This window comes from Bacillus sp. H1a, from assembly GCF_000633475.1.
Lineage (GTDB): Bacteria > Bacillota > Bacilli > Bacillales > Bacillaceae_G > Bacillus_A > Bacillus_A paramycoides.
In genome coordinates this window covers 77,103-100,079 of sequence record NZ_AYMH01000067.1, presented here as the reverse complement: position 1 = coordinate 100,079, position 22,977 = coordinate 77,103, and the positions used below count along the sequence as shown (strand labels likewise).

Here is a 22,977-nt window from a genome sequence, read left to right as displayed (position 1 = left end):
CGTGTGAAGGGCGCTAGCCCAACGGTAGGTGGGAGATGAATTTCGGTTTGGCATAGCCAAAAGCTTTTGATAAACTAGCTATATGAAGTTCTTTGATAACTTGATATATAAGGTTGCAGGAAGAAAATAGAGTGCGAAAACCAAGCCATTCGGTTCCTTCGTAAAATATCAACCGTACCAAAAGAGCGTCCAAGCGTTGGACATCTAGGGTTGGAACACTCCAAAGTAACGCTCAGGGAGATGAAAGGTTGCTTTCGTCGTGGAACTGAGAAGCTCCCACTTCAAGCTTTGCTAAGTGGCGAGTAGTTCACCTATCGATCTAATAACTCAAGTTCTTCTAAACTCCCTTCAACAAATAAAAACGGTTCGTCTTTCATGCTCTAAACATGAATGGCTAACCGTTTTTCCAGTGTCTTCTCAATTAACATGCTCTACCTTAAATGTTTATTGCAATATGCGGTTTGCTGTAATGACTCGTCCCACCGCCACCTACTACTACTTTACCGCCTTTTTCGAAGATTAATAATTTACTTGAACCATCTGAAAGAAGCACTATTACTTCAGCATGATCACTTGTAGCCTTGTAGATTACATAACCACTTTTTGAAATACAAGTTTCCCAATTCTCATCAAATTCTGATCTTACTACCCGATTAGAATACACTTGATTTTCAATTCTTCCTTGTTCTTCGTTTTCCAAATTTATTCCCCCTAATTTCCTAAAGTGTCATTTACATTAAAATAGCAGTCCATTTATAATAGTGACCGGCTTTAATATAAATAGTATATGTGGTTATTAGGAGAATGCTTGGACGATGAAAACGTAACAGCATTTAAGTATTTTACAATCGAAATTTCTCCTTAATCATTAAAGCTACTTCTTTCGCACTTAAATGAGTATTATTAATTTTTATATACTCTTCTTTTTTAATTTCACCATGAAGTGAGTTTAATCTATGTTTTTTCATCGTATCTTTTAAATTTTTTTCAGACCATTCAATGTCTCTTTTTTTCGGTTTATGCTCTAGTCTATGTGGACTTTTATTACGTCCTAATCTTTCACCCAGTTCTGCTTCAAGTTCTACAAAATATACCGTTCCACCTTTGGACTCAAAGATACTTACTACATGTTGTTTATAATCCCAATCAGATTGAAGATCCAATGCCCATACATATATAAATATCATTCCAAAAAGGTTAGTTTTAGATACTTCTTCAAATATTTCATTACGAAACAAACTTACTAACCTTTTTGCTTCATTTGTACTGTAATCAAAGTCACTCAATATAAAAGAGCTTACCTTAGTAAGCTCTCCATTCTCATTTATCTCATAAACCTTTACTTTACAATAGGCAATGTCACTTCACTCAATTTCACTGTTAGCTTTGTTCCTGCTTTCGGCCTAATTGTATAATCGTAGTCACTTGCGATTAAAACGACTCCTATTTGATGTCCTTCTTTAAATACGTAATCATCTGGCTGCATGTCCCATGTAAATGTGTAATCTTTACCAGGTTGAATCACCGTTGAATTATTTATACTATTCAAATTTTGTGGATCCATCCAACCTCTCGTTACGATTTCAGGCTTTGCTCCGCCATAATCAACTAGTAATGCTGTTAAATTTGATACAGACCGATCAATATTCCCTTTAAATGAAATCTTCGGCGTACCGCTTATTCGCATATCTTTTTGTAGTACAGGCATTGTATATACTAATCGATTTGCTACTTCTAGCTCTGGGTTTTCTACTAATTGATTCGACTTTATTTTAGCATCATCTACAAATGAGAAAACATTGTTTACTGATCCCATACTTAATGGCAAATTGACTGCTTTATTACTTAAATACATACGGATTTTTGATGGTACAGCCGCCGGATCTGGCCAATTTTTTATTTTTTGCCACGTTTTATTTTCACGTTGCACATCTACCATCGGTTCATCCATAATTCCATTTTCAATTCCATATAACCAATAATCGAACCATTTATTTTGCGTTTGCTGCCAGTTATTACTTGTTGTCCCGCCGTGTCCCCCTTGATGTAACCACATTTTACGAGGAACATTATTTTCACCAAGAGCTTCCCACCACTGTGCGAATTGCTTCGTTTTTACATTCCAATCATTTAAACCGTGAACAACAAACACACTGGCTTTCACATTTTTAGCGTCTTTTACATAGTTACGTTTACCCCAAAAATCGTTATAATCACCTGTTTTTCGATTTTGTCCAGCAGTAAGTTCGTTAATTATTTGCCCGCAAACTTCAGGGTTCTTTCTTGTCAGTACTGCTTCCGCCATATTATCTGTATCTTCCCCTTGATAACCACCTGGCGCAATTACCGCCCCATTTGCACGATAATAATCGTACCAACTACTAATCGCCGCGATTGGGATAATTGTTTTTAAACCTTCAACTCCAGTCGTTGCGACAGCATTTGGCAATGTCCCATTATAAGAAGCTCCTGTCATACCTACATTACCCGTAGACCAATTTGCATTTACTTCCTTACCATCCTCTGTATATGCCTTTGCACGTCCATTTACCCAATCAATAACAGACTTTGTTCCAAGTATTTCTTGTTCATCTCCAGTTGTCGGACATCCATCTGATTTACCAGTACCGATACTTTCCCCTAAAATGACTGCATATCCTCTCGGAACGTAATAATTGCCGTACGAACCAAGATTAACCGCTGCATACGGTTTTCCTTCATACGCATACAATTCTTCATCGACATTATAAACAGGAACATCTTTTAATCCAGCACGATATGGACTCATTTCATATATAACAGGAACTTTCACATTCGGATCAGTCTTTGGACGCATAACCTTAATAGATACACGATCCTTTTTACCATCTCGATCACTATCAACTTCTGTCTCTACAAATAAATTCTCAATAATTGATTCATCAAGAGAATAGATTGGTTTCGTCATCCCATTTTCTAATTCAATTTTCGTGTTTGGAATTAAAGCTTCTGAAACTTGACCATTTAACTTAATATCACTCCCTTTTACAGAGGCCCCTTCCTTACTTTCTGAATGTGCAGTCATATTAGAAACTCCTGAAGTAATTGTTAAAGATAATATAGTCGACAGCGTAATTGCTAATTTCTTTTTCTCCATGCACTTCCCTCCCATATATTCCTTCTCTTACTATACATTAAAATTACAGAAAATTCAGTTTATATTTTGTATAAACAGTTGAGAAATTTGTAGAACATTCGAATCTTTTTTAAATAATAGAAAAGGAACTAACAACAATTAGTTCCTATCTATATACATATAAAATTGTATTTCCCCATCTTCTACCGAAACTCCGTATTCAAACCCATGTCTTTCTAATATACTTTTTACAATCGCTAGACCTAATCCTGTCCCTGATTTTTCTTTACTACGAGAAGATTCTAATACGTAAAAAGGCTCCCAAATTTTATCTATATCTTTAATTCCCTCAGTATCAATTCCATTTTGAACTTGAAAATACACAAAATCATTTTTCTCTTCTAATGTGATTTTAATATTTTGATTCGTTGTATATTTTATCGCATTAGAAATTAAATTTTGAAAGACCATTCTCATTTTATTTATATCTGCATAAACAATCGAATTATCAGTGTTAAAGTCCACCTGCATATGGATTCCTTTCGATTCCAGTTCAATCTTATGCTTATCTACTATGCTTTGAACTAATGATTCAATAGGGAATTCTTCTTTTTGCAAAACATCTCTTTCTAGTTTAGAAAATCGTAATAGTTCTTCAATTAAGTTTGATATTTGATCTGTTTGTTTAATGATTGTATCCACATACGTACCATCATCTAAACCGTCCTTTATGCCCATAGAATATGCTTTCACTAATGCAATTGGTGTTTTTAATTCATGAGTTACGTCACCCATAAATCGTTTTAAGTGGTCATTTCGATCTGTTAAATCTTGATGTGCCTCATGCAATTTATCACTCATGACGTTAATACTATTTGCTAAATCACCTATTTCATCATTCGTTTTCACTTTCGTTCTTTTAAAATCTAGATTTGAAATATCTTCAGCGACATCACTTAATTCTTTCAATGGAGTTGTAATTGTTTTTGAAAGTATCCAAACAAGTACAACGACAAGAAATATTGAAAAACCTATAATGTATAAATAAAATGAGTTAAGTGTTTTTATCACTTCATTGGAATGTGCGATAGAAACTCCTACTAAAATCAACATATCATCTTTCGCAATGTATTTCGCAAAAAAACTAGATTTTATCTTCTCTTGATCATAAATCTTATTTGATTGCCCAACGTTCTTCACTTTCGTAATTTCTTCTTTTGTAATCCAAAGTTTATTTAGTGCAACTCTCTTTCTTGTAAGTTGCAGACGTAATTCATCATTAATATCATCTTCCGAATTATTTATTGATGTGTACGCAATCGTAACATTATCTTCGCTTTCAATACTATGAATAGCGTCATCAAGTTGTTCCCTCGGTATCGACTGTATTTGTGCTGTAATTCCATCTAAACTTTCACGTGTTTTGTATATATTATATTTTGGCAAAAAATAGTTAATCAATAATAAAGAGATCGAAAAAATAAGGATAACTGTTAAAGAAATACTGAAAAATAACTTTTTCCCAAGCTTATTCACACTCTTCCTCCAAACTATATCCTAAACCGCGATGCGTCTTTATTATATTTTCTCCAATTTTTTTACGCAATCTTCTTACATGCGTATCAACTGTTCGCTCTTCTCCAAAATAATCAAATCCCCAGACGATATCTAACAATTTTTTCCGCGTTAAAATTGTTCCTTTATGATTTAAAAAGCATTTTATTAATTGTAATTCTGTCTTTGTAATGTCTAATTCTTTCTCATTTTTATATACTTTATTTTTGGTGAAATCAATTTTTAAATCTTGAACTTGAATCACATCATCATGTTGTACGAGCTTTTTCGCTCGCGTTATTAGCACTCCTGGATGAAATGGTTTTTTTACGTACTCATCTGCCCCACTTTGAAGTGCTGCTAATTCATCTTCACTTTCACTTTTCGCAGTAAGCATTAATACTTTTACACTCGAATTCTTTTTTATTTCCTGACAGACAGTAATACCACTACTTTTCGGCATCATCCAGTCTAAAATAGCTAAGTCAATTTTCTCATCATAAAATATTTGAAGTGCTTCCTCTCCATCCTTCGCTAATAAAACTTCGAAGCCTTCTTTTTCAAAATACGCTTTTAAAATCTTCAGCATATCTTGTTCATCATCTGCGATTAATACTTTCATTCTCTTTCCTCCGTTACCTTGAAACCAATAGTTACTATATGATCTCCTATCATACAATTTCTTTGTTACATCAATGTGACAGAAAAATATTTACAACAATTGAGGGTATAGTAAGTGTGAGGTGTTGTTTTATGTTCAAAAAAATAGGAGTCATTACTCTTCTCTTCTTTTTATTATCAACAAATGCATTCGCAAATACAAATAAACAAATCGAAGTATTTGATTGCAAAAAAGAAATGGTAGTTCAAAAACAATCTTTAGATGTCGCTATTCAAAAAGAAGCAGTTCAATATGCAAAATCAATTACTGGCCCATTTAAAAACTTAAATGTCGTTCCGAAAGATGGTTATATGATAAAAATCCCGTTATCGAAACCTGTTCCTATTACAAATCAATGGTTACATACAACAATCGATGAAGTACTCATCCTTCTCCCACTTAACGAAAAACCTTACATTATGCTTTACGATGATGAGAATAATCCACATTTTTATTATGTAAAAGGTGATCCGAAGGTTTTATTAAAACAAATGAATGTTAGAATGTAATTGCATAAGAAAGGTTCCGTACATGAGTATGGAACCTTTCTACAATCTTATATAGTGACTTGAACCTTTATAATCTTCTCCTTTTACAAATCCATTTACGCAATAAAACTCATCACCTTGCTTCGTATCCGTATGTAGAACAACAACGTGAAAATACTTTTCCGCATGTCTTAATAGTTGCTTTAATAACAACTTCCCTAATCCGATGCGCCGATAAGCCTTTGAAATATAAAACCTTCTTAACCGGCCAATATGCCCAAGAACATATCCTCCTGAGCATCTATTTGACTGTGAACTTATTCAATTTGTTATGTAAGTATTCTTCAATTCTGGTAATATCCCCTTCAACTCCATTAAATCATCTATTACTAAATCCGCATGAGCAAGCTCATCTTCTTGTGCAAAATCAAACTTACATCCAATCGCAATTAAACCATTATCTTTTGCTGCGTTAATATCAGATAAACGATCTCCAACTACCGCTGCCTCTTTTATATCATATTTTTTCATAATGTTTTTAACTAAGTCACCTTTATTAAGCGATTGTATTTGTTCAATACTGAACATTTCCGTAACCCATTGGTCTAAATGATAATAAGATATGATTGCTTGTAAATATTCCGTTAAACCGTTACTAGCAATGTAAATGGAACAGTTATTTTCTTTTATAAAACTAAAAACTTCCTTTACATTTGGATATAAAGCCCCTTTTCCGCTCTTTATGTTTTCAATTAATCTCTCTAAAAAATAAGCATCTGTTTGTTTTCTTACTTCATTTGAATGATCAGGTAACAGCGTTTCCCAAACTTTTGGTAAAGGTACACCCATAATTTCACGATATTTATCAATAGGTGTTTCCGCATCCCATAATTGTAGCGAACATAAATGATTAAATGTATCATCTAGTGATAATTCTAAAATTTTATCTGTTTGAAATAAGGTTCCATCCATATCAAAAATTAGTGCTTGTAACATTTCAATCTCTCCCATTCTTTACTTTTGAACTACAAAATAGTTTTACTCGATTTATTTTTAAGCATCTCGACAATAATTTCTGAACAATAATTCGCGGCCGTTTTCGCGAAATCATCATATGAAACTTGCGCCTCATCATCTGCACTATCAGAAATACTTCTCATAACGAGAAATGGTATGTTATTTATATGAGCGACATGCCCAATTGCTGCCCCTTCCATTTCAGTACAATGTGGTGCATACTCATTGATAAGTTTAATCTTTAATATTGAATCCTCAACGAAGCATTCTCCGCTGACAATTCTTCCTTCATGTGCAGAAATGTTTAAACTACTACTATTACAAGCTTCTCGTGCTAACTCTCTTAATTCTTTACTTGCAGTAAACGATTCTTGAAACGGAAATAAATTCTTCATTTGATTTTTACTAACATCATGATGCGTAACATTTGTAGAAATAACTAAATCGCCAACTTTAACATCAGGATGCAATCCACCCGCAACACCTGTATTAATGATAGAATCCACATCATATTTATGAATTAATATTTGTGTACATGCCGCTGCATTTACCTTTCCTACACCACATCGAGTAATAATAACTTCTGTATCCATGAACTCTCCTTTATAAAAAGGCATTCCGGCAATAGTATGTTCCTCTTTTATTTGTAGTTTTTCTAAAAGTAAGTCTATTTCAATTTGCATTGCTCCGATAATACCGATTTTGTTCATATATGTAGTCCCCTTTATTAATTTGTAACCCCTTTAATCCTCTCCGCCATAACCGATAGTAAAAACTTCGGAAGTACAAGTTGCCTCTTTATTCTTGTTGGTTGTGAAATTAATCTATACAACCATTCTGTTCCAGTATCTCTCATTATTTTAGGTGCTCTTTTTACAGTGCCAGATAAAATATCAATCATGCCCCCGATACCAATAGATAGTGGAACGTTTAATGTTTGTAAGTTGTCATAGATAAATTTTTCTTGTTTAGGTGAACCTAAACCAACTAATAGTAAATGTGGCTTGAATTGTTGAATTTGAGTCTTTACTTCTTCTATTTCTTCACCGTTTACAAATCCATCTCGTCCTTTAAAAGAAGCATGAGGAAACTGCTCTTTTAATTTTTCTAATGCTTTTTCATTACTTTCCGGCGCAGCTCCAAAAAGAAAGACACGATATCCTTTTTCATTACAATGTTCTATTAAGCCGTGTGTTAAATCCGCTCCAGTAACACGCTCTTCCAGTGTTCCTTTTAATATTTTCGAGCCAATTATTACGCCAATCCCATCTGCAGTAATTAAATCTGCGGATAATAACATCTTTTTAAACAGCTTTGATTTAGCTGTATTTTCCTTTGCTGACATAACAATTTCAGGATTTGCAGTTACTACAAATCTTGGTTTCTCTTGCTTTTCATATAACCAGTCTTTTAATAAACTTATAACCCTTGAATACCCCAAAGTAGAAAACGGTATTCCTTTTATATATTGTTGATTCACTTCTCTCTCCCCTTATATAAGCTGCAAATATTCATCAATATCTTTATCAATTTGTATAAAAGCTTTATTCCAAAATTCATAATTTGTTAGATCAATATCAAAATGTTTTTTCATCAGTTCTTCAACTGGAGCCTTTCCTGTTTCTCGTAAAAATTCTTTATACCTCAAATGAAATTCATCTTTATTTTCTTTCATTATTTCTAATAAGCTAAAACTTACTAAATAACCAAATGTGTATGGATAATTGTAAAGAGGAACATCTGCTATATAAAACTGAACGTATTTCATCCAAACGAATGGCTGATACTCTGATAATGCATTTCCGTACGCCTTTTCTTGCGCCGCTATAGACAATTTTTCTATTTCATCAGCATTTATAGGACTTTCCTTACAAGCTTCATAAAAACTCTTCTCAAACTGAAATGATGCCCGAATTGCCATTACATAATTAAAGCTATTTCTAATTTTCCAGCTAAGCAATGCTTTTTTCATTTCAGTATTTTCCGCTGTTTTTATTAAGTGATTTACAAGTACCACCTCAAAGAAAATTGACGCTGATTCAGCTGTACTCATTGGCAAGTAATCATCTAAAAATGAAGTGGATTGTTCGAGACTCATAACATAAAAATGCCAAGCGTGTCCTAATTCATGAGCAAGTACTCTGACACTATCAATATTTCCATCATAACGCATTGAAATACGTGATTCTTTTTCGCTGAAAAAAGGAGCGCAAAATCCACCTGACGGTTTATTATCTCTCGGTTCAGCATCAACCCAGCCATTCGCTATCGCATTCCATACGAACTTTGCCAATTCTTCATCTACATTTTTTAGTGCATCATATATGTTTTGTACAGCCTCCGAAAAAGGAATAACAGTCTCATTACTTTCCTTTAATGTCATGAGTTCATGCCATGTAATTGAATCCTTACCTTTTTTATACACGTTTAAAGCACTTACTAGCTTCGTAAGATTTTGTTCCGTTGCGTTCCACATTTGAGTTAATACCGTTTCAGAGATGCCATTTGCTTGTAGGGATTGTTTTAAAATCGTTGTCCCTTCCATTTCAACACTTTTCGTATAACGTAATCTTCCAATTTGATTTAATACCGTAGCAAAAATCTCTTTTTCCTTATTCAAAGCATTTGTAAGAGAATCAAATACTTTGAATCTTTCATTATGATCATCACTATTCATCGAAAGATAATTCGCTTGTCCAAAAGATAAAGTCTCTTTATCGTGTATTACTTCTATCTTATTTCGTAATTGTATGTACATATCTTCCCAAGCTTTTAATTCATTTTCTAGTAGTTTAATACTTGAGTTATCATCATTAATGCCTTGCTTCCTACTAGATTCTATTAATAGTTGAACTTCTTTCTTTAATTGGTTTATTGTTACACTTAGTAAATTATTTTCGGGTGGTGTATCATCTTCAGTAGCACGGCAATATAAATAATACTCCGCTTTTTCAATAGCCTGTATAAGTTGTGAAAGGGTTGCTGGATCTTTTGTTGCTTTATATTCTATTTTTAACTGTTCTATAGAAAACATAAGATCTTGTTCATTAGAATATAGCCTGCATAAATCCCATTTAGTTGGAGCTTGTATAAGCATATTCATTTTAATAGCCTCCTATTTTTACAAATAGTTACAACAAGTTAATTCCTCCATAATTATATATGAATCTTCAATATTTAGATATCTCTAAATATTGAAACTTAAACAAATGCATTTTAACATTCCTTATTCTGCTCCCTCCCATTTGCAAGTTTACTTTTTCTTAAATATAAATAGCATAAAGACGCCAAAGCTACTACTACCGGAATAAGTATGACTCCGCCAATAAAAGGATAAACCGCTACACAACATGTAAAAGCCATTATAGAAAAAATTTTACCTAACCTGTTCTTTATTAACTTAATTCCGGCCGCAGCACCGACTATATACGTAACAATCCCTAGTGAGTTCGGTATTAATACGATTTTATCTATACTAATATGAAAAACAAAACTTATTAACAAGCCTATTATCGCAATAAAACCTACAACTTTTACTGCATTTGTTGGTGCTGCCCTTTTTTCATTAATACATGCTAAATAAAGAGGTGCAACTTCTTCCTTCCCTAGTGAATAGCCTAAACGGCCCATACTTGCGATAAATGCATTTGTCGTCCCTAAGCAAATCATAAAAGCTACAAATCCAATTAGCCATGCAAATTGATCACCTAGTGTTTGTTTTATTACAAGTACTACAGCTGTACTATTATCAGAATTAATATGATATGATTTCGTTCCAATTACTGATAATCCAATCCCCATATATAAAAATCCAATAATAATAATCGCGAATCCCGTAGACAAAATAATATTTCTTTTTCTAGGCGTTTTAAATTCTGGAGCCAAACTTGCAATGGCTTCCCAACCGAAAAAAGACCAAAATATTAACAAAGAAGCCTCTAAAATCAGCTGTATGTTGTCTAATGAAATATGTATATTTATATTTCTTATTTCAATATAAGGTAGTGAGCTTATAATTGTTACGAATAAAATCACGAAAGTTAATATACCAATACATACTTGAAACAATCCACTCATTTTTAATCCACATAAATTGAAAACAATAGAAATACTCAATATAATTAGCGCAATAATGTACGTGTAATATGATGGTAAAGCAAATACTTTCACTATATACATTCCACCAGTCATTGATACAACAATTTGCCCAACGCTACCTGCAATAAAAAAACACCAACCTATCATTGCTCCTACATTTTTACCGAAAGCCTTTTCTGAAAAAGTCGCGATTCCGCCTGCACTCGGATATTCAATCGATAAAAAAGCGAACGTAAATGCAAGTGGAACACTTAGTAAAATCATAATTAACCAAGAAATAATTGCACTCCCTTCTGCTATACTCGCTGTCATACCAGGTAAAATAAGTATTCCTGATCCTAAAACGGCTCCGACGTATAAAGCTGCTCCCTTTTTAATAGAAATTGTTTCTTTGAAATGATTAGACATTACATGCACCTCCAATTATATTTTAATTATAGAAAGTTATCAGTCTATTCAACATTCAAAAGTGCATGTAATTTAACATTAGATTTTATATTATGGAACTATTTCAGAAGTTTGCTTTCAATTTTGTAAAGGAGTATGAGTAATGGATGAGATCGATAAGAAAATAACCCTATTATTACAAGAAGATGCTAGGATGACAATTACAGAAATGACTGAGCATTTACACCTCAGCCGTCCTAGTGTTACGGAAAGACTAAAAAGATTACAAGATGTAGGAATAATTGAAAAGTATACAGCACGAATATCACTAGATGCAGTTGGAAAATCAATTCAAGCATTTTTAAGAATAGAAAATTTAAAAATTCCATGTAAAAAATTTGAAGAGAAAATATATGAAGAACATAGGGTACTCGAGTGTCACCGAGTAACAGGTGAAAGTAGCTATTACTTAAAAGTAGCGGTTTACTCAATGAAAGAATTAGAGGAAATAATTGATATCGTTATACCCTTTGGTACAGTAAAAACTTCAATGATTTTATCGTCACCAATACCCTATCGACCGGTTATCACAGATTAAAAACAAAAAAGGATTGATCAAAAGATCAATCCTTTACTCTACTTCATTTAAGAAAAATAATGTTATAACACCAGGTCCTGTATGCGCACCGATTGCTGCTCCAATTGTATTTACAATGAATACTTCACAGCCAAATCTTTCAGTAATTAATGCTTTTAGTGCTTCAGCTGTTTCTAAATCATCACCGTGTGTAATACCAATTGTTTGACCTTTATGATCTTTTCCACGCTCTTCCATAATATCAACAATTCGGCTTAATACTTTCTTTTTCCCTCTTACCTTTTCAAGTGGTACAAGTTTTCCTTCTTCCACATTTAAAATTGGCTTAATGTTTAATAAACCGCCGATGAAACCGGCCACTTTACTTAAACGTCCACCTCTAACAAGGTACTGTAAGTCAGCTACAGTGAAGATGTGCTCCATATGCTCCATTAGAAAAGCGACACGGTTTAAGATTTCTTCTTTTGACGCGCCTTCTTTTGCCATTTTTGCGGCTTCTAATACGACAAGACCTTGACCGAGTGAAGCGCATTTTGTATCGATAATTTCTAAATCTAAATCAGCATATGTTTCTTTCACTTCTTCTTTAATAACAACTGACGATTGATATGTACCAGACAGTTCAGATGAAAAGGCTAAATATATACAAGGATTACCTTCTTTTGCATAAGAAACAAACTTTTCTTGGAATGTTTCAAGTGAAGGCAATGATGTTCTGTAAGCAGCGCCTTCTCTCATTTTTTGCAATAATGTAACTGACTTTAATGTAACCCCATCTAAATACTCTGTTTCTGCTTCATCATATACACGGAGTGGAATTAAATCTATATCATATGCTTGCAGCAATTCTTCCGGTAAATCCGCCGCACTATCCGTAATGATTTTAACGCCCATTTTTAAACCTCTATTCTGTTATAAATATATAAAAAAATAAAATAAAAATATTACTTTTAAATTATATACGTAAAACAAGAATGAAGAAAGGGAAAGTACTTTATATTGTATGCACTCTTCTTCAAAACTTTAACTATTTATAAAAATGATTTCGTTTTCACTTATTCCCACTAATTATTATGCCATATATGAATTACAATTTGCCTCGTAATATATATAATGAGAATATTAGTTTTTGTCTAAAGGAGGAACAATTATGGGGATTCAATTAGCTACATCTAATGATTTAGAATGGATTAATATCCAATACGAATCAATAGGATTTGTACCGAGTGATTTAAAGCGGGATAAAGTTGCGATCATTACATACAACGATGAGTACGCAGGTATAGGACGGTTAGTCCAAATAGATGAAGATACAATTGAGTTAGGTGGTATTTTCATACTACCTAAATTTAGGAGAATGCAATTAGCAGGAGAACTCGTTTCATTTTTAGTACAAATGGCGAAAAAATTACATACTCAATATGTGTATTGTCTCCCTTTTAAGAAATTAGAAAACTTTTATAAAAAATACGGTTTTACTGAAGTCGATACTACGAAAGAAGTTGTCCATCCAATTATTCTAAAAAAATATAATTGGTGTTTAGAAACTTATGATAAACATGTATTACTATTTAAGTTATGAGTTTTGTAAAAAAGGAGCTAATGTACTTTGTATTACACCTCACATTATAACAAGTAATTATCTATGCTATTTAATTAGCTTCTTTATTCAAACAACATATACGCCAAATCTGTTAAAAATAAAAACCGACTTAAAAAGCCGGTTTTTTAGTCAATAGATTGTGAAATCTCCTCATCATTTAACTAGTTATATTATTCTCCAATTTTTCAATTGGAGTTATCAACCATTCTATAGCAAACATTTTCATCTTCATTCGTTCCCTTTAAATTTTTTAAGTTGTACAATTCGTACAACTTCGCCTTCATTCACCTAGTTTTCACAAAATAAGTATCATATGCCTTATCAAAAACATATCCTAGCTTTTCTGCTAGTTTGGCAGACGTATTATTCGCTGCGTCCCAGTTTGGATATTTTCCATTTTCTATACAATCCAATATTAATGCCGCACTAACTACAGTCGCCAATCCCTTTCTTCTATGATTCGGGTCAGTAGCAACTTCGATTTCGATACCTTCATCATAAATACTATATGATGATGCACCGCATACGACTTCTCCATTATACAAAATACTATAACCTACACCTCGATTTACATAATCATCTATTGAACTAAATTGACTTGTAAAATCTTCAGAAACTTTGTGTAATGTTGGGTTATTTCCAATATACTTATCTATTTTTCTTAATTCATATCCATTTGGAAGTACCGTTATAAATGATTTTAATTTTGTACGATTTAACAATTCTATATTTCGTTTGAATTTATACCGTAAAATCTTATCTATTTTTCTTTCATGAAATGCTTCTAAACGCTTTTTCCACTCATCACTATTTACAATTACTAAAATTCTTTCAGGAATGTTACGTAATAACTCTTCTGTTTCTACCGCGGTTGGATCTCCGCCATAAAAAGTAAAAATCCCCACTGTGATTTGCGCTACTGTCGGATTTTCGAGATCGTTCACCCAAGCGGTGCCCATATGTCCTTGTAAATAAGAAAGTAGAACAACATTATTAAAATCCTCGAACATAGAAACTAATTTTTTTCTTGTATGTATATTTGATTCATATATCATTTACTTTCCTTCTTTCTTTGAAAATCAATTTTTCGATTGAACACACGTTAATCATCCAAATTTGAAAAGAATGATTCCTTTTTAACAGAAGTTGTGTACTTCATTAAAAAATCAAATAATTATAAATCATACGCAAATACAAACTCATTATAACATCTACTTACATTGAAATGATGCTATACCTAGTTAATAACTGCTTTTAATTCATCCACATTCAATACTTCCGCTTCATTTTTAAAGTGAATACATGATTATTCGCAAATAATGAACAAAATATGTGAAGAATATATATTTTTCTATATAAGTACACATAACAATTTCATCTTTTTATAAAAAAGCGTTATAATAAAGTGAAACTTCTATTAGAGAGGGACTTTATCTCGCTCTTATGATTAGTTGAATCAATTGTAGCCTCTACGATTACGTTATAAAGGAGATTAAAACAATGGCTAAAATTAAAGTATACCAAGCAAAAGAAGAAAATATGGAAGCAGTAAAAAACATTATTGATGTTGAGGAACAAAACCCAACAGCTGAAAACTTACAAAATCTATATGAATGTGTATTAGCTACTGAAGATATGGCATTGCCTGAATCATACATTGAAGAAGATATCTTAATTGATTCTATGGAAGTTATGGTTAACGCTTCTCAAAGCAAGCTAAGAGACTTAGGTACATATGATGTAATCGAAGTTCAAAATAAAGGTAAGAAAACACAAATTTTATTATTAGCAGACGAAGAATACGAAATTATTGAAGGCTAATTGAGATTCGTACATACGAAAAAGCTCCTTTCCAAACTGAAAGGAGCTTTTTTCTTTATGCTTTTGGTGTTTCACTATTAATCTTGTTTTGCTCTTTTTTATATACCATGCGCTCATTTCCCATAAAGAAAATGAATACGAACGCTAAACTCGCTGGGACTAACGCCCACATAAATGTATGAACGATTGAACTAGAAAGAGCTTCAATAATTTTATCTAATATTTGCGGTGGAATTTGAGATCTTGCAGATTCTGATAGAATAGCTCTTGAATCTCCAAAAGCATTTGTATTCATTCCCCCGCTCATACCTTTAAATGACTCTTCTAATTGATCCTGGAAACCAGTTCTTTGAATCATTCCAAAAATTGTAATACCAAGTGTCATACCTAACGAACGAATGAAGTTACTCGTCGAAGTCGCAGACCCGCGCTGCTCCATACCGAAGTTGTGGATAGCAGCCATACTTAGTACAGAGAATGAGAAACCGACTCCGAAGCCGATAATAATCATATACACAGTTAATAGTACACGACTTGTTTCTGGTGTTAACGTGCTTAATAAGAATAATCCGATTAGCATAATTACAGCAGAAATAATCATGATATTACGGTAGCTAAGTTTCGATGTTAAAAATCCACCTAGCTGCGCTGTTACGACTGAACCTAACATCATTGGTAATAACAATAATCCTGAGTTTGTTGCGGTACCACCGTATACACCTTGAATAAATAACGGAATGTATACAGTTGCTGACATAAATGCCGCTCCATAAAATAATGCAATTATTGTACTCATTCCGAATAAACGTTGTTTAAACATTTCAAATGAAATGATTGGTTCTTCTACTTTTCGTTCAATAAAAATAAATGCAATTATTAAAATAGCGAATCCAGCAAATAAACTTAAAATAAAGCTAGAATCCCAATCGTATTTTTGGCCACCTAGTTCAAGTGCAAACATTAAACAAACTACTGCACCAACTAAAGTAATTGCGCCAAACCAATCAATTTTTTGCTTTCTATGAACTCGTGACTCTTTATAAAATAATGTAATAAAAATAAGTGCTAAAATTCCAAGTGGTAAGTTAATATAGAACACCCAGTGCCAACTAATGTAATCCGTAATATATGCACCAAGTAGTGGCCCAAAGATACTTGATAAACCAAATACTGCTCCGAATAATCCACCCATTTTCCCGCGCTTTTCAGGTGGAAAAATATCAAAAACGATAGTAAATGCGATCGGCACTAGTGCCCCGCCGCCAATACCTTGAATGGCACGATAAATACCTAACTGTGTAATATTTTCAGCAGTTCCACAAAGTGCCGAGCCAATCATAAAGACGATTAAACCGAAAATAAAGAATCTCTTTCTGCCATACATATCTGATAGCTTACCGAAAATCGGCATACCTGCCATTTCTGCAACCATATAGGCAGAAACAACCCATACAAAGTTTTCAAGACCTCCTAAGTCACCAACAATCGTTCCCATTGCTGTTACGACAATGGTATTATCCATTGATGCCATTAAGATGCCCAGCAATAAACCGGCAACAACGAAGCCGAGTTTATTATTCTTCTCAACCATATCTCTTGCTCTCCCTCATACTACTTATATTTGTTTATGTTCTTTTACGACTGATTTCCCTTTCTGGTTAAAACTAGTATGATATTCTACAACACTAATTTCACAGCCAGGACCAATTATAACATGATTTCCTCTTACTACGTCTGCTATTGTATGTTCTAAATATATATCATCTCCTTCAATAATTGATGTTTGAAGGTTTCCAGCATGACTTGTAAAAGGAATAAATCTCGCTTTTTTACGTACTGTAATCTTTTTCCCACCGATTTCTCTCACTTTACTTCCTTCATAACGTAGTGAGATTTCAATATTTTCAGCATTAAGCAAACCATCACTTTCAAGACCACCAGTTAGTAATAATTTTTCTACCTCTATATCTCCCTTCACATTTAAAGCGCCTTTCACATCTACGAAATCACCTGAAAACTTCCCTTTAACTTCAATCATACCTCTAACTTTTGTTTTTTGAATATGACCATCACCATGTATTTGTGTATTACCATATATTTTTACATATTCCGCTTCTACATTGCCTTGCACTTCACTATCTCCATACACGACATAATGTTTAGCTTTCATATTTCCACGTACATCACTCGTCCCGTATGTCTTAAACTCATTACAACTCATATTGTTAGAGATTGTTCCTTCGCCACGTATCTTTACTTTGTTATAATCTCCCCCCGCTGAATTGCCAGAACCATTTACTGTAAGGCTATGTTGATGTTCCATACTGATTTCTCCCTTCCTTTAAACCTGCTTAATTTCTTTTACATTTGCGCTTTGATCAACATTAAGAACCCCGGTATATTCAATCAGCTCAATCTCACAGTTCGGTCCTACTGTAACATTGTTTCCTCTTACCGTTTTTATGTGAGCATAATCAATATCGATATTGTCACCTTCTAGCAGTTCAGCTTCTAACTGTAAGCCAAATACTGTTTTAAATAGTCGACTAAAAGCACTCAATCTATGTTTTACTTTAATGGTTTGACCACCAATTTCTTTCGCTCTACATGTGCCGTGAATATTTATATTAATTTCATCTGCGCTTAATAATCCACCAACTGTAAATTGTCCCTCTGAAGAAAAAGTATCTACTTCACAATTACCATCAATCGTCGCTTGGCCATTGATTTTAAATTCTTCACCGGTTACATTTCCACCTATTGTTCCTTTTCCTGCAATTTTCAAAGTGTTCGCCTTTACATCTTGTGTAATTGTCGCTTTCCCATCGATTCGCATCATATCTGCACTAACTGTACCCTCAACTTTACCTGATCCACTAATTCTTGCATTACTACTTTTCAAATCACCAGTAACAGTACCGTAACCATTACATTCGAATTGGTCACATTCAACGTTTCCATTAACCGTTCCTTTTCCATTTAGTTGTACTTTATGAAACTCGCCGCCATTCGATGAACCGTAACCGTTTATAATTAAATTTTCTGTACGCATTATTTCTCCTCCACTACAACAGTTTTGTTTTTAATGCTTCCGTATAATTCATAATTGCAACACGTAAAACAATCTTTGTTCCTTTTTCAAAAATTAAGTCTTCCACGTTTGATACTAAGAAGCATGTAGAAATCCCTAACTTCCGAATGATAACTAAATCACAATTTTTATGCTTAATCGTTTCATAATTTTCACGTAAAACTTGTAAGACCATTTTCCCTTCTTCTAAGCTAATATCTCCTGATTGAAGAAGTTCTTCTAACATATATACATAAAGAATATCTACAAATTGAAAATCTGCTGCTTTGTTCGTTTGCTCAATGAAAAATTGTAAAACTGGCTCTGAAGCAATGCCCTTACGTACGACATCATCCTTCGTTAAAAGAACCTCTGTTACGCTCGGTGAGAACATATTTGCCAATTCATCAAGTGATAACTCCTCTTTCATCGTTTGGATTTTATCAATGCGTTCTAAGATCTTTTCTTTTGGAAAAAATGTTTCCTGACCTGTGAACGTTGATTTCCTTACAAACCAATCTTCCGGTATTAAATTTTTTCTCTTCCACCTATATAACTGTCCGTATGAAATACCAGTTAGTTCTAATAAATCTTTTTTTGAAATTAAATCTGTACTCAACTGTATGTCACTCCTTCCTGATAACAATGTAACATAACACTGTTACGCTGTAAACGGACTTTTATAACAGGTAGCGTAACAATGTGTAAAACAAACCTGTCTTACATACAAAAAAGGCTCTTACACATTTCATAAAAAATGCGTAAGAACCTTTATACATCAAGGTTTAAACCATATTTCATAAAAATCAATCCAACCTTGTGAATTAATTATTATATTTTGTATTTTTTCATGTGAACTTACTTGCTGTTTGTTACGATATAAAGGAATGATATGAATTTGACGTAACAATGTGTCCTCAATATCACGTAACAGTGTCACCCGTTTATCTAATTGATTCTCTATAAAATAAGGCTGCAATACTTCGTTAAAGTTTATATTGCTATGCTGATGAATAAAGCTATTTTTTGTAAGAAACATATATAGTAAACTCTCTTCAATACGCTCGCTAATTGTCGCGCTATCATGCATAATATCAGCCTTTTGTATCGTACTTATTTGCAATAACTCTTCTGTTTCAAGAAACTCAATATCAATTTTAATTCCGTATTTCGTACATTCTTTTTGTATCCAATTTGAGTCTTCAACATGATCTTGTCCTGTAAATGTATATAGACGTAGCGTTTCATTACGGTAAGAACTATCTTTAATAAGTGTATGTATATCCTCATTTATATGTATTGTACCGCTCTTTGTTAGTACTAATTCTTCTGCTATTTCGCCGCGCGCTCCTTGTAATTCTTCAATAATCACCTTGCCATGGATAATATTATATAAAGCTTTCCGGAACTGCGTATCTTGCATAGGTCCCTCTTTTGCAGTATTTAACGTAACGTATGTTACATTCGACTCAAGTCTAGATAGCTCTTTATAATGCTTTTCTATATTTTTATAACGTGCTTTCGCTAATATATCGTACGTATTCACTCTGCTCTCTACATTCCATAATTCAATTCGATCGAGAAATGGTCGCTCGCGAAAATAAAAATCATTTGCTTCTAATACGAATACATCCTCATTATTTTCACATAATCGAAACGGTCCCGTACCGAGTAACTTCCCATCTTCATCTTCACTTACAATAGAACATTGTTCTGCACTTAAAGCATGTAAAAACAACTTGTTATCAGTAGATAAACGAACCTGCACAATGGAGTCATCTAGAATATGTAAACTTTCAACGTGCTGTAACATCCAAGCATGCGGGTTATTTTTCGCTTTCATAAATCGCTTAAATGTATGTTCAACATCATGAGCGGTTAGTTCTTTTCTATTATGAAATTGAACGCCTTTTCGTAAGTAAAAGGTCCAAATATGTTTCTGATTATCATATTCCCAATAAAACGCAAGTCTTGGTTCTACACTGTTTGTATTTCCGTCTACATACACTAACGTGTCGTATATATGTTTTACCATATGACATTCCGAACGCATCGTGGCGTATACAGGATCTAATGCAATGTCTAGATTCATTTGAACTTGCAAACGTAGGACATCTCTTCTACCCTGTGATGTCCTTTCAACTTGATAACCAAATATCGAATCAATCCAAGTTTGAAATTGCGTTAGAAGTGATGGGAAATACGAGCTATATCGCTCAATAAATGCGATCCCACTTTTTACGTCTCCTTGTTTCGTTATTTCTTTTCCTCTTTCCAAAATTAAAGAAAGTGGATGCTTTTGAAAGGATAACTTCGAACGATTCCCTCTTCCGCGGCCCGGAAACCATAATATCCAATTTAATTCTTCTAATTTTTTTATAATTAGTTTACTATTTCTCTCTGTACAAAATAATGTTTCAGATATATTTTGTATTGTCATTTCTAATTTCTCGCCCTCTGATCTCCCTTTTCCATACTGGAGCCATAGGTTCATATATTGCTCCAAAATAGTCATAAAACGCCCCCTAAAAGATGAAAAATCTTCCTCTTTCATTCTACCCTTTTTCATTTCTATCTTCCATCTTATCATTTCAATATAGAAAGGAGGAAATAGAAATGCATCAACTTATAAAACGTTATAATAAGCCCATTCTCATTCGATTGTTAGGTGAATTATTAATTCGGACGACTGAATCAATGTTAGCTATCATTTTTATTGTTCATGTTAATAAAGCTTTAAATGGTAATGTCATAATTACAATGCTTCTTTTCGGATTACAGCCACTCGCTGACATTGTATTTACATTAATCGCTGGAGGTGTAACAGATAAATTCGGACGAAAGAAAATCATGTTACTCGGATTACTTTTACAAGCTTTCGCCGTAAGCGGTTTCGTTTTTGCTGAATCAGTCGCCTTTTTCGCCTTATTGTACGTCTTAAATGGTATTGGCCGCTCTTTGTATATTCCGGCACAGCGCGCTCAAATCGCTGACTTAACAAAGGAAAAACAACAGGCAGAAATATTTGCTGTTTTGCAAACGATGGGAGCAATCGGCTCTGTAATTGGCCCATTAATCGGCGCTTTTTTCTATAATAGTCATCCTGAGTACTTATTTATTGCACAAGGAGTGACTCTTACTCTTTATGCCGTGCTCGTATGGACACAGCTTCCTGAAACAGCTCCCCTCATAAAAAGCGTTAATAAAACTAAAGACGTATATTCACCAAAACATTTTATTTCGAAACATTACGCTGTGTTTGGACTTATGGTTTCTACGCTACCTATTAGTTTTTTCTACGCTCAAACAGAATCAAATTATCGTATATTCGCCGAAAGTGTATTTCCAAATTTTCTATTCGTACTCGTATTTATCTCAACCTGTAAAGCTGTCATGGAAGTGCTTCTCCAAATTTCCCTTGTGAAATGGTCTGAAAGATTTTCTATGCCTAAAATCATTGTTATTTCTTATACTTGCTTTACTATCGCTGCGATTGGCTACGGTTATTCCACAACAATATGGTCATTATTCTTTACATTACTCTTTTTAGTAATTGGGGAAAGTATTGCTTTAAATCATTTACTACGATTCGTTGCACAAATGGCTCCAAGTCATAGACGTGGATTGTACTTTTCTATTTACGGTATACATTGGGATATTTCAAGAACTTGTGGGCCTTTTATAGGGGCACTGTTATTAAGCAACTTAAGTGGTAGTACACTATTTTATATTTGCGCCTTCTTATTAATAATCGGTGGCATCATTCAAGCATTTTTTGTTCAATCGTTAGAAAGGAACAAAGTAAAAGAGCTGTCCCTATAGGAACAGCTCTTTCATTTAACCTGCCATTTTATTAATACTATCTTCCGGTGAAAATACAGAAATATGATCCACTTTACCAGTCGATTTCGGAATAACAAATTTCAACTCGAACTGATTATTTACTTTATAGACGTATATTTTGTCATTACCGTTTACTTTAACAGATGCTGGTTTTCCTAAAGCCTTTTCAATTTCTTGTAACGTAATCGATTTGAGTTCTGAATGATAAGAGCGAACGTCAAAGACTTGTGATCCTTTATTAAATCCAAACACAACATTTTTATTTGTAAAAGTCGCATACATCCCGTTTCCTGCTGTCTCAGTCTTATCCGCTTTCCCCCATGCCTTCTCAATTTCTTCAATATCACCTGTATGTGCTGCATAAGGAACATTAGGCACTTTACCTTCTTTCGCTTGTTCAAATAAATCATTAATATGATTTATTAATTTTTGATTAAGCGCTGTATTTTTCGAATTAGAATTTGTTGAAGGTTTTGCTGAATCTTGATCTTTTGGTTTTTCAACAGGTTCTTTCTCTTTTTTCGAAGCGGTGTCCTCATTCTTTTTACTCGTTTCCGGCGTATCGTTCTTTTCTTCCGTACTATTTTCTGATGTTGGATTTGTTTGTTTCTTTTCCTCTGTACTCTTACAAGCCGTTAATGCCATTACACACGTTAAAACCAGGAAAAATATAAGTACTTTCATATATACTTTCATCATTTTCAGCCTCCCACTTCAACATA

Annotated in this window: 22 protein-coding genes and 2 pseudogenes; 5 read left to right on the top strand and 19 right to left on the bottom strand. The window is 33.4% G+C overall.

Translation table 11 applies throughout. The annotated features are described in order from the left end of the window. Positions 1–436 precede the first annotated feature (436 nt). The 5 genes and pseudogenes from U860_RS0126550 to U860_RS0126530 all read right to left on the bottom strand — a co-directional run bounded on the left by U860_RS0126550 (position 437) and on the right by U860_RS0126530 (position 5,291). Entirely contained in the window at positions 437–700 is a 264-nt protein-coding gene (locus U860_RS0126550) for a hypothetical protein (protein ID WP_025150904.1), read from the bottom strand. A 142-nt stretch (positions 701–842) separates the two neighbouring features. Beyond that, a pseudogene (locus U860_RS0126545) lies at positions 843–1,277 on the bottom strand (shikimate kinase); the annotation flags it as partial. A gap of 62 nt (positions 1,278–1,339) precedes the next feature. Next, the gene (locus tag U860_RS0126540) at positions 1,340–3,136 is read right to left on the bottom strand and encodes a Xaa-Pro dipeptidyl-peptidase (RefSeq protein WP_025150902.1); all 1,797 of its coding nucleotides are present in this window, start codon (positions 3,134–3,136) and stop codon (positions 1,340–1,342) included. Positions 3,137–3,274: 138 nt separating this feature from the next. Further along, on the bottom strand, positions 3,275–4,651 hold the full coding sequence (locus U860_RS0126535; RefSeq protein WP_025150901.1) for a HAMP domain-containing sensor histidine kinase: 1,377 nt from the start codon (positions 4,649–4,651) through the stop codon (positions 3,275–3,277). After that, positions 4,644–5,291: a response regulator transcription factor gene (locus U860_RS0126530; protein WP_025150900.1), complete on the bottom strand. Its 648-nt coding sequence runs from the start codon at positions 5,289–5,291 to the stop codon at positions 4,644–4,646. Before U860_RS0126530 ends, U860_RS0126535 begins: the two co-directional genes overlap by 8 nt. Positions 5,292–5,422: 131 nt before the next feature. Here U860_RS0126530 and U860_RS0126525 point away from each other — a divergent pair, with 131 nt between their 5' ends. Next, the gene (locus U860_RS0126525) at positions 5,423–5,839 is read left to right on the top strand and encodes a hypothetical protein (RefSeq protein ID WP_025150899.1); all 417 of its coding nucleotides are present in this window, start codon (positions 5,423–5,425) and stop codon (positions 5,837–5,839) included. A gap of 39 nt (positions 5,840–5,878) precedes the next feature. Here U860_RS0126525 and U860_RS0126520 read toward each other — a convergent pair. The 6 genes and pseudogenes from U860_RS0126520 to U860_RS0126495 all read right to left on the bottom strand — a co-directional run. After that, positions 5,879–6,091, bottom strand: a pseudogene (locus U860_RS0126520) (GNAT family N-acetyltransferase); the annotation flags it as partial. Positions 6,092–6,139: 48 nt separating this feature from the next. Continuing rightward, on the bottom strand, positions 6,140–6,814 hold the full coding sequence (locus U860_RS0126515; RefSeq protein WP_025150898.1) for an HAD hydrolase-like protein: 675 nt from the start codon (positions 6,812–6,814) through the stop codon (positions 6,140–6,142). A gap of 29 nt (positions 6,815–6,843) precedes the next feature. After that, entirely contained in the window at positions 6,844–7,545 is a 702-nt protein-coding gene (locus tag U860_RS0126510) for a 5'-methylthioadenosine/adenosylhomocysteine nucleosidase (protein ID WP_025150897.1), read from the bottom strand. A 17-nt stretch (positions 7,546–7,562) separates the two neighbouring features. After that, on the bottom strand, positions 7,563–8,315 hold the full coding sequence (locus tag U860_RS0126505; RefSeq protein ID WP_025150896.1) for a WecB/TagA/CpsF family glycosyltransferase: 753 nt from the start codon (positions 8,313–8,315) through the stop codon (positions 7,563–7,565). 12 nt (positions 8,316–8,327) lie between these two features. Next, entirely contained in the window at positions 8,328–9,938 is a 1,611-nt protein-coding gene (locus U860_RS0126500; RefSeq protein ID WP_025150895.1) for a M3 family metallopeptidase, read from the bottom strand. Between the two features lie 113 nt (positions 9,939–10,051). Beyond that, a complete protein-coding gene (locus tag U860_RS0126495) occupies positions 10,052–11,341 on the bottom strand; it encodes an amino acid permease (protein WP_025150894.1) in 1,290 nt (429 codons plus the stop codon). A gap of 142 nt (positions 11,342–11,483) precedes the next feature. On the opposite strand from U860_RS0126495, the gene U860_RS0126490 reads away from it, so the two are divergent. Further along, a complete protein-coding gene (locus U860_RS0126490; RefSeq protein WP_025150893.1) occupies positions 11,484–11,918 on the top strand; it encodes an Lrp/AsnC family transcriptional regulator in 435 nt (144 codons plus the stop codon). Between the two features lie 33 nt (positions 11,919–11,951). On the opposite strand, the gene U860_RS0126485 is transcribed toward U860_RS0126490, so the two are convergent. Then, positions 11,952–12,812 carry a DegV family protein gene (locus U860_RS0126485; RefSeq protein WP_025150892.1) on the bottom strand — a complete coding sequence of 287 codons (861 nt, stop codon included), beginning with the start codon at positions 12,810–12,812 and terminating at the stop codon, positions 11,952–11,954. Positions 12,813–13,068: 256 nt separating this feature from the next. Between U860_RS0126485 and U860_RS0126480 the strand changes: the two genes are divergently transcribed. After that, complete coding sequence (locus U860_RS0126480) at positions 13,069–13,500, top strand: GNAT family N-acetyltransferase (protein ID WP_025150891.1); 432 nt, start codon at positions 13,069–13,071, stop codon at positions 13,498–13,500. A 305-nt stretch (positions 13,501–13,805) separates the two neighbouring features. Here U860_RS0126480 and U860_RS0126475 read toward each other — a convergent pair whose 3' ends face one another. Next, positions 13,806–14,576: a GNAT family N-acetyltransferase gene (locus U860_RS0126475; protein WP_025150890.1), complete on the bottom strand. Its 771-nt coding sequence runs from the start codon at positions 14,574–14,576 to the stop codon at positions 13,806–13,808. A 445-nt stretch (positions 14,577–15,021) separates the two neighbouring features. Between U860_RS0126475 and U860_RS0126470 the strand changes: the two genes are divergently transcribed. After that, positions 15,022–15,342, top strand: a complete 321-nt coding sequence (locus U860_RS0126470) for a hypothetical protein (RefSeq protein ID WP_001062736.1) — start codon at positions 15,022–15,024, stop codon at positions 15,340–15,342. A 55-nt stretch (positions 15,343–15,397) separates the two neighbouring features. Here U860_RS0126470 and U860_RS0126465 read toward each other — a convergent pair whose 3' ends face one another. The 5 genes from U860_RS0126465 to U860_RS0126445 form a co-directional block, all read right to left on the bottom strand. Then, the gene (locus U860_RS0126465) at positions 15,398–16,933 is read right to left on the bottom strand and encodes an MDR family MFS transporter (RefSeq protein WP_025150889.1); all 1,536 of its coding nucleotides are present in this window, start codon (positions 16,931–16,933) and stop codon (positions 15,398–15,400) included. A gap of 24 nt (positions 16,934–16,957) precedes the next feature. After that, positions 16,958–17,665 (bottom strand): hypothetical protein, encoded by a 708-nt coding sequence (locus U860_RS0126460; RefSeq protein ID WP_025150888.1) that lies wholly within the window; start codon positions 17,663–17,665, stop codon positions 16,958–16,960. An 18-nt stretch (positions 17,666–17,683) separates the two neighbouring features. Further along, complete coding sequence (locus U860_RS0126455; protein WP_002172355.1) at positions 17,684–18,394, bottom strand: polymer-forming cytoskeletal protein; 711 nt, start codon at positions 18,392–18,394, stop codon at positions 17,684–17,686. Between the two features lie 13 nt (positions 18,395–18,407). Then, complete coding sequence (locus U860_RS0126450) at positions 18,408–19,031, bottom strand: YhbD family protein (RefSeq protein WP_025150887.1); 624 nt, start codon at positions 19,029–19,031, stop codon at positions 18,408–18,410. 159 nt (positions 19,032–19,190) lie between these two features. Next, positions 19,191–20,966 (bottom strand): SgrR family transcriptional regulator, encoded by a 1,776-nt coding sequence (locus U860_RS0126445; RefSeq protein ID WP_025150886.1) that lies wholly within the window; start codon positions 20,964–20,966, stop codon positions 19,191–19,193. Positions 20,967–21,028: 62 nt separating this feature from the next. On the opposite strand from U860_RS0126445, the gene U860_RS0126440 reads away from it, so the two are divergent. Further along, positions 21,029–22,234, top strand: a complete 1,206-nt coding sequence (locus U860_RS0126440; protein WP_025150885.1) for an MFS transporter — start codon at positions 21,029–21,031, stop codon at positions 22,232–22,234. 15 nt (positions 22,235–22,249) lie between these two features. Here U860_RS0126440 and U860_RS0126435 read toward each other — a convergent pair whose 3' ends face one another. Beyond that, complete coding sequence (locus tag U860_RS0126435; RefSeq protein WP_025150884.1) at positions 22,250–22,954, bottom strand: YjgB family protein; 705 nt, start codon at positions 22,952–22,954, stop codon at positions 22,250–22,252. Positions 22,955–22,977 lie beyond the last annotated feature (23 nt).